The 10,636-nt window shown below is 42.6% G+C and carries 8 protein-coding genes; all 8 read left to right on the top strand.

The window, feature by feature from the left end; genetic code table 11:
* The coding region (locus tag AC4E96_RS04365) for a LamG-like jellyroll fold domain-containing protein (protein ID WP_490254997.1) at window positions 1-4,017 on the top strand (4,017 nt) is incomplete at its 5' end.
* Window positions 4,018-4,169: 152 nt separating this feature from the next.
* Window positions 4,170-5,213 carry a rod shape-determining protein gene (locus AC4E96_RS04360; RefSeq protein WP_208831164.1) on the top strand — a complete coding sequence of 348 codons (1,044 nt, stop codon included), beginning with the start codon at window positions 4,170-4,172 and terminating at the stop codon, window positions 5,211-5,213.
* A gap of 108 nt (window positions 5,214-5,321) precedes the next feature.
* Complete coding sequence (gene mreC / locus AC4E96_RS04355; RefSeq protein ID WP_488032944.1) at window positions 5,322-6,272, top strand: rod shape-determining protein MreC; 951 nt, start codon at window positions 5,322-5,324, stop codon at window positions 6,270-6,272.
* The gene (gene mreD, locus AC4E96_RS04350; RefSeq protein WP_488032943.1) at window positions 6,265-6,753 is read left to right on the top strand and encodes a rod shape-determining protein MreD; all 489 of its coding nucleotides are present in this window, start codon (window positions 6,265-6,267) and stop codon (window positions 6,751-6,753) included. The genes mreC and mreD overlap by 8 nt, the downstream gene beginning before the upstream one ends.
* A gap of 7 nt (window positions 6,754-6,760) precedes the next feature.
* On the top strand, window positions 6,761-7,330 hold the full coding sequence (locus tag AC4E96_RS04345) for a Maf family protein (protein ID WP_488032942.1): 570 nt from the start codon (window positions 6,761-6,763) through the stop codon (window positions 7,328-7,330).
* Window positions 7,327-8,799 (top strand): ribonuclease G, encoded by a 1,473-nt coding sequence (gene rng / locus AC4E96_RS04340; RefSeq protein WP_488032941.1) that lies wholly within the window; start codon window positions 7,327-7,329, stop codon window positions 8,797-8,799. The genes AC4E96_RS04345 and rng overlap by 4 nt, the downstream gene beginning before the upstream one ends.
* Window positions 8,800-8,810: 11 nt before the next feature.
* On the top strand, window positions 8,811-9,287 hold the full coding sequence (gene tsaE / locus AC4E96_RS04335; protein WP_490254996.1) for a tRNA (adenosine(37)-N6)-threonylcarbamoyltransferase complex ATPase subunit type 1 TsaE: 477 nt from the start codon (window positions 8,811-8,813) through the stop codon (window positions 9,285-9,287).
* A 15-nt stretch (window positions 9,288-9,302) separates the two neighbouring features.
* Complete coding sequence (locus AC4E96_RS04330; protein ID WP_488032939.1) at window positions 9,303-10,634, top strand: N-acetylmuramoyl-L-alanine amidase; 1,332 nt, start codon at window positions 9,303-9,305, stop codon at window positions 10,632-10,634.
* The last annotated feature ends 2 nt before the right edge of the window (window positions 10,635-10,636 follow it).

The raw sequence follows: 10,636 nt of genomic DNA, 5'->3' as shown, positions 1-10,636 counted from the left end.
TGGGACGTTCCTAATCTTAGCAACGTAACGGACATCCGATTAGTAACGTTAACTAACCATGGAGATAGTCGTTACACAGGTGTCAGCGAATTCATTGTTGAGGGCGATACTGTCGGGCCAATTTACACCTTCACAGCTTCGATGAATGGCAACGGTGAGTATTTTGATTTAGATCCAAACAACTTACCGGACAAAGTCAAAGCGTTGCGTTTTCAGACATTGACCAACTATGGTGATCTTTCATATGCGGGATTACGCGAATTTAAAGTATTAGGTCCATCAATTACAGAAACAACAATATTCACCGCAGATATGCACAGTGACGGTCAGACTTTTGAGCTAGATAGTAATGATGTTCCTGAAAATGTTACTGGAGTAAGATTAGTGACGATCAGTAATCATGGTGATCGTGATTACATCGGTGCAAGAAAATTCAAAATACTCGGTCCTGCGGTCAATGAGACGACTATATACAATGCTCAGATGATCAATGAGTGGCAAACATTTGAGCTTGATAGTGATGACGTGGTTTCTAATGTAACCGATGTTCGTTTAGTGACTATTAATAATCACGGTGATAGAGATTATGTTGGTGCGAGAGAGTTTGAAATATTAGGTCCAAGTATCACTGCCGCTCATACGTTCACAGGCAGTATGATAGCGGGTGAGCAAACATGGGTACTAGACCAAGATGATATCCCTTTGGATGTTACAGAAGTGCAACTGATTACTATCAATAACTATGGTGATAGAAATTACATCGGGTTGAGAGAGTTTGAGGTTTTGGGCAATGGTGTGACACCAAGTCACACATTTAAGTTGCCTATGTCACGTGGGCCGCACCGAATTGCTTTGGATACCGATGATCAAATTGTCGGTGCGCAAGGCGTTAAATTAATCACGATTAATAACCATGGCGACCCATCTTACACAGGACTAACTGAGTTCAAACTGTTTGGTTCACCAGAGATCCCAAATAGCACGCAACCGAATGCAAAATATAAAGATTATATTTTTAAAGCGGAAAACGTAGCGCAATTGCAGACGTTTGAGTTTAACGAAATAAATGCTAAATACCTGCGTTTACATACCATGACAAGTTTTGACGATCGCAGCTATATCGGCGCCGCAGAACTTGGTCTAGTTGAAGGGAATTGCGCGGCAGGTCAATGGCACTTAGATGAGAGTAGTTGGTCTGGTAATGACGGAGAAGTGTTAGATAACAGTAAGTTTGGTCTGCATGGTAAGGCTCTCGGGTTTGCAAACGGTGATGGTGCCAATACAGCAGGAAGCAATCCGGCGATTCCAGGTTCGCCTGGCAGTTGTCGCTACGGCACCTTTGATGGGGTGGATGATTATGTCGAAATCCCAGATAGTGATGGTCTTGATAATACTTCGCAACTCACTATTTCTGCTTGGTTTAATGCCGATACGTTCCAGCAAACTAACGGCACCAATGCTCGAGGTATCCTGTCGAAGCGGCCTTCTTTCTCTAGCAATGTTTCATACGGGTTATTCTTCCTGAGAAATGCAGGTGGCCGTTTGTATATAGATATTGATACGACGAATGATCGCTTTACGACAAATACAGTGTTTGAAACCAATCGCTGGTACCACATTGCAGTCGTTTTTGATGGCTCTCTTCCCCAAAACGAGCGTGTTGCTGTATACGTTGATGGCCAATTAGAAGGTAAATATCGCGAGTCGAGTACCTTTATTCCAAATACCGACTCTAATTTTTATATTGGTAATTTGTATACTGGTACTAGCCAGCTAAAAGTTTTTGATGGCGCTATTGATGAAGTGAATGTGTTGCCATTTGCTTATTCACAAACTCAGGTGAATAAATTGATGAATCAGACACGTCCTTGTGATGCACAACTCGACCATATTCGTATTACCCATAATGGCTCAGGTGTTTCTTGTGCGGCGCACTCTGTCAATCTAACCGCCTGTGCTAACGCTGATTGTTCGTCAATATATACAGGCGCAGACATTAACTTTACCTTGCAGAAGAATAATGGCGGTGTGATTTCGGATCTAGGTAATTATGTCATTGATGGCAATACCGGGCAGTTAGCGGGTGCCACTTTTAATGAAACAAACGTCGGTACCTTTGAGTTGACCGGCACCTCACCTGATGTCTCTGCGGTTAAGTGTCTAAACTCTGCGACTAACCAAGAAGACTGCAACTATAACGTCGCCTCGAGTGGCTTTATTGTTACAAATGGAGACTATGGGACGACACAAGCCTGTGGTGTAAATAGTTTTACCATTCAAGCTGTACAAGAATCAGGTAACCCTGGATCTGGAGCTTGTGTACCTGCTTATACATCAGGTGATTACCCACTTACATTTAACTTTGATTACCACAATCCAGATAGTAGCAGTGTTGTGAATTCAGCAACTGCGAATATTAATGGCACTGTCCACAATGCAGGGCAAACAGGCCCGGTCACAAACGTCACGTTTGATAACAATGCAGAAGCCACAATTAATGTTGACTACCGTGAGGCGGGCCAATTGTCTGTTGTGGTGAATGATGCAAATGGCACGTTAACTAGCACAAATGCGGTGGTTGGCTTTGTACCTGCCGAGCTGACTGCTAGTTGGGTAGATGGCGATCCAAATAATACTGCAGGTATCACTGAGCAGGTTGTCATTGCCGGCCAATGCAGCGATGGTACGGTTCTACAAAATTATATTCCATCTGGAGATTATCAAGTATCTGCGGTTCGAGTAGCGCCAACTGATGCCCAAATCTCTGCTGAAAACAGCAGCGTGGTTCCAAATAATTTAGAAGAGTTGCGTATTGCTAACTCCACGGTTGTAAATCCAAATGGGCCAAGTGAAAGAGTGAATGTGATTGGTTCGGCTAATCCACAAGTGCTTAACGTAGATTATGATGAAGCAGCAACTCTTCAACTCAATTTTTCTGACAATAATTATTTAGGCTCTACGATCCCTAGCGCTAGTGGTTTAACGGGGACCTTTGATATTAGTCATTACACCGCAACAGTTAATACACCTGTTTTAGCCGATACATGTAATGCGTTTAGTTATATTGGACAAGAGATTGCCTGGAGCTCAAATCCAGAAGTAACGCTGACGGCTAAAAATGCTATTAATGGAACGACTGAATTTGCTGACATTAGTGGTGCATGGCAGCAAAATACGACAACGATGGAAACAGAATTTATTGGCAACCAATATGTTGAGAATGGCTCGGTAAACAATAATCAGATCCTCACTGAAAATGGTTTAATGACAGCGGTTGAGTCTAACTCAACGCCAGTTGATGGACAGCGCAGTTATCAGATTTCCGGCCAGCGTGTGAAATATGCCAAGTCAGCAACGCCTGATAGTCCGTTCAGTGCTGATATTAACGTGACAATTCCGGCTTCGGCCTTTGTTGATAACAATGGTATCGGCATTAAGACGAATGCGTCAGACCCAGCATATTTGCCAGTTGCAATTGACAATATTACTGGAACAGAACTTCGTTATGGACGAATCAAAGTTGCGAGTACTTATGGCTCAGAATTAGAAGAATTACCTTGGCGAGCTAAACTAGAAGTATTTATGCCAAATGGTGAATGGCAATACCACAGTGATGACAATTGCACGGTGTTGACTCAAAACGCGGTCACGATTGACGGCCTAAATGAGTTCGATGTGAATAATAATCCTCCTCGTTATACGCTAGACATTAGCGGCGCACCGACAAGTTTGAATGGCTTTGACGGCGTTTCTCAAGTTACGTCTATTGGTGGGTTTATCTCATTGCCATTTGCCGCGCCAGGCGACCAGAATATCGGTGGCTTTGATATTGAGGTTGATTTATCCACAGAAGCATCCCATTTACGTTGGGACTGGGATGATAATGGTGGTGCAGGGTTTACCGACGTTGACGGCGATGGGATTGATGATGCTTTAGATCTAAATTTACCCGTCACGACAGTGACATTTGGTCGTTTCAGAGGGAATGATAGGATTATTTACAAGCGGGAACGTTAGTCATTTCAATAAAACTAAATTAATTACATAAATATGTCAGATTATGAAAGAAATTTAGATTTGTTTGCGCTACTCTCTTGCTCAGTCTCAGGCCGTTAGGTAAAGTTAACGGTTATTAATTTGATGAAGTTTTCAAAGGAATTAAAAGCGCCATGTTTAAGAATCTGCGCGGAATGTTTTCAAACGATTTGTCGATTGACCTTGGTACGGCAAATACGCTTATTTATGTAAAAGAACAAGGTATCGTGCTTAACGAACCTTCAGTGGTTGCGATTCGTCAAGAAAGAGCTGGTGGCCCAAAAAGTGTGGCATCAGTCGGTGGTGAAGCAAAGCGAATGCTTGGTAGAACTCCAGGTAACATCAAAGCTATTCGTCCGATGAAAGACGGCGTAATTGCCGACTTTTATGTAACTGAAAAAATGTTACAACACTTCATTAAACAAGTTCATAGCAACAACTTCCTACGTCCAAGCCCTCGAGTATTGGTATGTGTTCCATGTGGCGCAACTCAAGTTGAGCAGCGTGCAATCAGAGAATCTGCGCTTGGTGCTGGTGCTCGAGAAGTATTCCTAATTGAAGAGCCAATGGCCGCAGCTATCGGTGCTGGTCTACCAGTATCAGAAGCGACAGGCTCAATGGTTGTTGATATTGGTGGTGGTACGACAGAAGTTGCGATTATTTCACTAAATGGTGTCGTTTACTCATCGTCTGTTCGTATTGGTGGTGACCGTTTCGACGAAGCTATCATTAATTACGTTCGTCGTAACTTTGGTAGCTTAATTGGTGAAGCCACGGCCGAGCGAATCAAACAAGAAATTGGTTTTGCTTATCCGTCACAAGACGTAAAAGAATTAGAAGTTCGTGGTCGTAACTTAGCGGAAGGTGTACCGCGTTCATTCACACTTAATTCAAATGAAATTCTTGAAGCGCTTCAAGAGCCACTATCAGGGATTGTAAGTGCTGTTATGGTTGCATTGGAGCAGTCTCCACCAGAGCTAGCATCTGACATTTCAGAGCGCGGCATGGTATTAACCGGTGGTGGCGCATTATTGCGTGACCTGGACCGACTGTTAATGGAAGAGACGGGTATTCCGGTTATCATCGCCGATGACCCATTAACCTGTGTTGCACGTGGTGGTGGTAAAGCGCTAGAAATGATTGATGTGCATGGTGGCGACGTATTTAGTTACGAGTAACTCGATTAAGCGTATAGCTTTCTCATCCATCATTCTTTGATTAACGGCAGTTTCGACTGCCGTTTTGCTAACAAAAGATTAACGTTCGAAATACTATTTAGGTAGCCTATGAATCCGATATTTGGCTCAGGACCGGCCTTGTCATTGCGATTTGCAATTGTATTTGTGCTTAGTATTGTCGCCATGACGGTTGATGTATACACCGACAGCTCACGCCAAATTCGCAGTACCTTAAACAGTATTGTTGCACCCGTTCAATATTTAGCTGACTTACCACAAGAGTTATTCGAAGGGGCCGCGAAATATGGTGCTAGTAAGCAAAAGCTATTAGACCAAAACGAAAAACTCCAAATTCTTCAATTAGAACAAAATGAAAAGCTTCAGCGCTACGAAATGCTCATGGCTGAAAACGCTCGCTTAAGAGCACTACTTGATACCAATATTCGAGTAGAAGCCAAAAAAGCCGTTGCAGAAATTATGTCAGTTGCAAGCCATCCTTATTCCCATAACGTGGTTATCGATAAAGGCTTATCCGATGAAGTTTATGAAGGTCAGCCGGTATTAGATCACATGGGGGTTGTCGGCCAGGTTGTATCGGCAGGGAACAATACCGCTCGGGTTATTTTATTGACAGACCAGACTCATGCCATCCCGGTTCGTGTGCTTCGCAATGATATAAAAGGCGTACTAAATGGCACAGGTAACATCAATCTGATGTCGCTGTCCAACATGCCTCATGATACCGATATTCAAGTCGGTGACTTATTGATTACCTCTGGCCTTGGTGGCGTTTTTCCGGATGGTTATCCGGTTGCAAAAGTAGTTGATGTAAAAACTGATTTGAGTAAACCGTTTCTAGAGATTACCGCGACGCCTGCTGCACAAGTTAATCGTTTGAAGCACGTACTATTATTGTGGACTCAAGCGTCCCAGCTCAAAAGTATCGAGCAGGCGCAGTCAACGACGTCCAAGAAACGCAAGTTCAAACGTTCTAATGCTTCATCGAGTAGAAACACAAATAATGGTGTCACAGAAGTAGGGAAGCGTCCAAATGAGTAGGCTGTTCAGATCGTCATGGTGGTTTATTGGCATCACCATTTTAATCGCATTGATTTTAAGCATAATGCCATTACCGCTCGAAATAAAAGCATTTAGGCCAAACTGGTTAGCGTTAGTACTCATCTATTGGACGTTAGCGCTTCCACACAAAGTAAATATAGGCACAGCTTGGATTTTAGGTTTTATATTAGATATTTTGTTGGGAACGGTATTGGGTGTTCACGCCCTAGCAATGGCATTAGTGATTTTTGTTACCGCGAGTAACTTCCAAAAGCTGAGAAATTTTTCTATTTGGCAACAATCAGCTATTTTATTTGTGTTTTTAATCTTGTATCACTTCGTTATTTTTTGGGCGAACAAGTTTTTGATTCAGGTCGAATTTTCAGTCGAATATTTATATCCCGCACTGACTAGCAGTGTTTTTTGGTTATGGTTGTTCCCGGTGTTACGCGGGTATCGTCGACGCTTTAGAGTGAGGTAAAGAATTGATGAATATTATTCTTGCAAGTCAGTCGCCTCGGCGCAAAGAGTTGTTGGGACATTTAGTTAAAAACTTTGACCAACAAAGTGCAGACATTGATGAATCTGTGCTGACTGGGGAGTCACCTAAAGACTATGTAGAACGTTTATCCGTTCAAAAAGCCGCGACCATCTTTAATGAGATTGTTAGTCCAGAAAACACCGCAGTGATAGGCTCAGACACCACTGTCGTTAAAGATGGACGAATTATGGGTAAGCCTGCGGACTTAGCTGATTGTACATCTATGTTAATGGCGCTTTCAGGTTCATCTCATCAAGTATTAACTGCATTTAGCATAGTGACAAAGGCAAAAACAATTACCAAAACCGTCACAACTGAGGTGAACTTTGTCACGTTAAATGAATCAAAAATCGCAAAGTACTGGCAAACCAATGAGCCTCAAGACAAAGCGGGGGCTTACGCAATACAGGGAATTGGTGGTCAATTTGTGAAGTCAATAAATGGCAGTGTCAGTGCGGTTGTTGGGTTACCACTGGCCGAATTAGCAGAAGCGTTAGAGGAGATAGGCGTATTATGAGTGTAGAGTTGTTGATCAATGTAACACCCAGTGAAACCCGTGTTGCCGCGGTAGAAAATGGTATGTTGCAAGAGCTACACGTCGAACGCCAAAGTGCTAATGGAATTGTCGGCAATATATATCTTGGTAAGGTCAGCCGGGTATTGCCGGGGATGCAAGCGGCTTTTGTTGATATTGGAATGGAAAAAGCCGCCTTTTTACACGCTTCAGATATCATCACTTACGATGATGAAAAAGACCAAATTACCTCAAACAGTAACACTGCACGTGATATCAAAGAGCTGGTTCGAGAAGGTCAAAAAATTATAGTACAAGTGGTTAAAGATCCTCTTGGCACTAAAGGCGCGAGATTGACCACAGACATCACTTTGCCTTCTCGCTATTTAGTCTTCATGCCGGATGCCAAACACGTTGGTATTTCACAACGCATCGAAAATGACAAAGAGCGTTATCGACTCAAATCTATAGTTGAAGAACACTATGAAGAGGGTGAGGGCGGTTTTATTGTTCGCACGGCGGCTGAAGGCGCTGGAAAAGAAGAGTTGGCGCAGGACGCTGTTTTTCTTAAACGTCTATGGCAAAAGATCATCAAACGCAAAAAGAAAACTCGTAACCAAGCCGTTTTGTATGAAGATTTGAGCTTGGCGTTTAGAACGATTCGAGATTTTATTGCTGATGACTTGGAACGCGTGCGTATCGACTCCAAGCTGATGTATGGCGAGTTAGTGGCTTTCACCGACGAATTCATGCCAGAAATGACGAACAAGCTAGAGTATTACCCTGGCGAACGTCCGATTTTTGATTTGTTTGACGTCGAAGCAGAGATTAAGCGTGCTCTAGATAAAAAAGTCGATTTAAAATCGGGTGGCTATTTGGTCATTGACCAAACCGAAGCAATGACCACGATTGATGTTAATACTGGCGCTTTTGTTGGTCATCGTAGTCTTGAAGACACTATCTTTAACACTAACAGTGAAGCGACACAGGCAATTGCTCGACAACTCCGTTTACGTAACTTAGGCGGTATCATCATTATCGATTTTATCGATATGGACAGTAATGATCACCAACGTCGAGTGCTGCACAGTCTTGAACTCGCGTTGGCAAAAGACAAAGCAAAAACAAAAATTAACGGCTTTTCGACACTGGGCCTAGTGGAAATGACACGTAAGCGTACACGTGAAAGTTTGGAGCATGTACTTTGTGGTACCTGTCCAGCGTGTAAAGGTCGTGGCTATATCAAAACCGTCGAAACAATTTGTGCCGAATTATTACGTGAAATCGTTCGAGTAAATCGTGCCTACAATGCCGATAAATTTGTCGTTTATGCATCGCCTGCGGTTGCTGAGTCACTAGTAAACGACGAGTATCACAATTTAGCTGAACTCGAAGTCTTTATTGGCAAACAGATTAAAGTTAAAACTGAACCCATGTATAATCAGGACCAATTTGATGTGGTCATGATGTAAGTGAGAAAACAGTGAAAGACATAAATTCAACGGTGATTTTATTAGCTGATGAGTCGGCCACAGTAAAAATGGGTAACGTAATTGCTGAGTCAGTCGAGCTTGGTACAACCATTTTTATGCATGGCGACTTAGGGGCGGGAAAGACCACTATGAGCCGAGGCATTATTCAGGGTTTGGGTCATGAAGGCCGTGTCAAAAGTCCAACTTATACATTAGTCGAACCATACGAAATGGAACACGCGTCCGTTTATCACTTTGATTTGTACCGGCTTGCTGATCCTGAAGAACTCGAGTACATGGGCTTTAGAGACTATTTCAATGACAAAGCCGTTTGTATTATTGAATGGCCAGAAAAAGGCGAACACTTTCTACCAAATGCCGACATCGAACTTTATTTGACATACTCTGAAGAACAACGTGAAATAAGTTTTAAAGGGAATTCTAAACGTGGTTTGGATGCAATAACAAAAATAATAAACCGTTTTTAATCTTGGGTGGTTGTGGTGGTAAAACTCTTTTTTAATTCAATTGTATGGCTAATAGTTGCAAGCCTTTTTTGCAGCGTTAGCGCATTTGCTAAAGAAGATGTCGTTGATGTGCGTGTCTGGCCATCGCCAGACAAGACTCGAGTTGTATTGGATATGTCTGGTAAGGCCAAATACACTCACTTCACTCTTAAAAACCCAGAAAGACTGGTTATTGATCTCAAAAATACCAAATTGAGCAAAGACCTCAGCTCTATAAGTTTAGAGAGTGGTCTGATAAAAAAAATCCGCAGCAGTAAACCAAAGCGCAAGAGCGATACCAGACTGGTATTAGAGTTGACCAAACGAGTCCGTCCTACCGTGTTCGACGTCGCCCCAGCAGGTCCTTATGGTGATCGTGTTGTCATTGATTTATTTGATATTCAAAAACAAGATGCAAAAGCGCAAGAAAAGTTGGGTGAAAATCGAGACGTTGTGATCGCGGTGGATGCTGGTCACGGCGGTGAAGACCCAGGTTCCATCGGCCCGTCGGGTTACTACGAAAAATACGTAACTTTAGCAATTGCTAAAAAAGTCGCTGCGCAAATCAATAAAATAAAAGGCATGAAAGCCATTTTGACCCGAACGGGTGATTATTATGTTCATTTGCATTCAAGAACCAGAAAGGCTGACCGTGCCGGTGCCGATTTATTTATTTCTATCCATGCCGACGCTTTTACTTCTCCTGGACCAAATGGCGCATCTGTTTGGGTACAGAGTATTCGCCGAGCTCAAACAGAAGTAGGTCGAGTGTTTGAAGATCAAGAACGTCGCTCAGAAGTGTTAGGTGGTGTCGCTGACTCTATTGCCATCAGCGATCCTAAAGCCAACCCATATTTAAAATACGCCTTCATTGATATGAGTATGGACCACTCTCGTGACCAAGCCTTTTATGTTGCTCGCGATGTATTGTCTGAACTTAAAGGTGTTACTAAGCTTCACAAACGCAAACCTCAGTCGATGAGCTTAGGAGTATTAAAATCACCTAATTATCCTTCAATCCTTGTTGAAACGGGCTTTATCTCTAATCCGAAAGAAGAAAAGCTCTTAAAGAATGCATGGCAACAAAATCGACTATCTGATGCGATTGTTTCAGCGGTTAAAAAATACTTCAATCGCTATCCTCCCGATGGCACTTATTTAGCATCAAAGAAGAAGCGCGTTATCAAACACAAAGTCAAACGCGGTGAGTCATTATCTGTGATTGCTCAAAACTATAATGTGAAAGTATCAACCATTAAATCGGCCAATAACCTCAAATCAAGTGTTATTCGCCTCGGTCAAACTCTTTCCATTCCGATGTCAAAATAAAG

The sequence above is a fragment of the Psychrosphaera sp. genome, from assembly GCF_982872775.1.
This window is presented reverse-complemented; position numbering and strand designations above follow the sequence as displayed.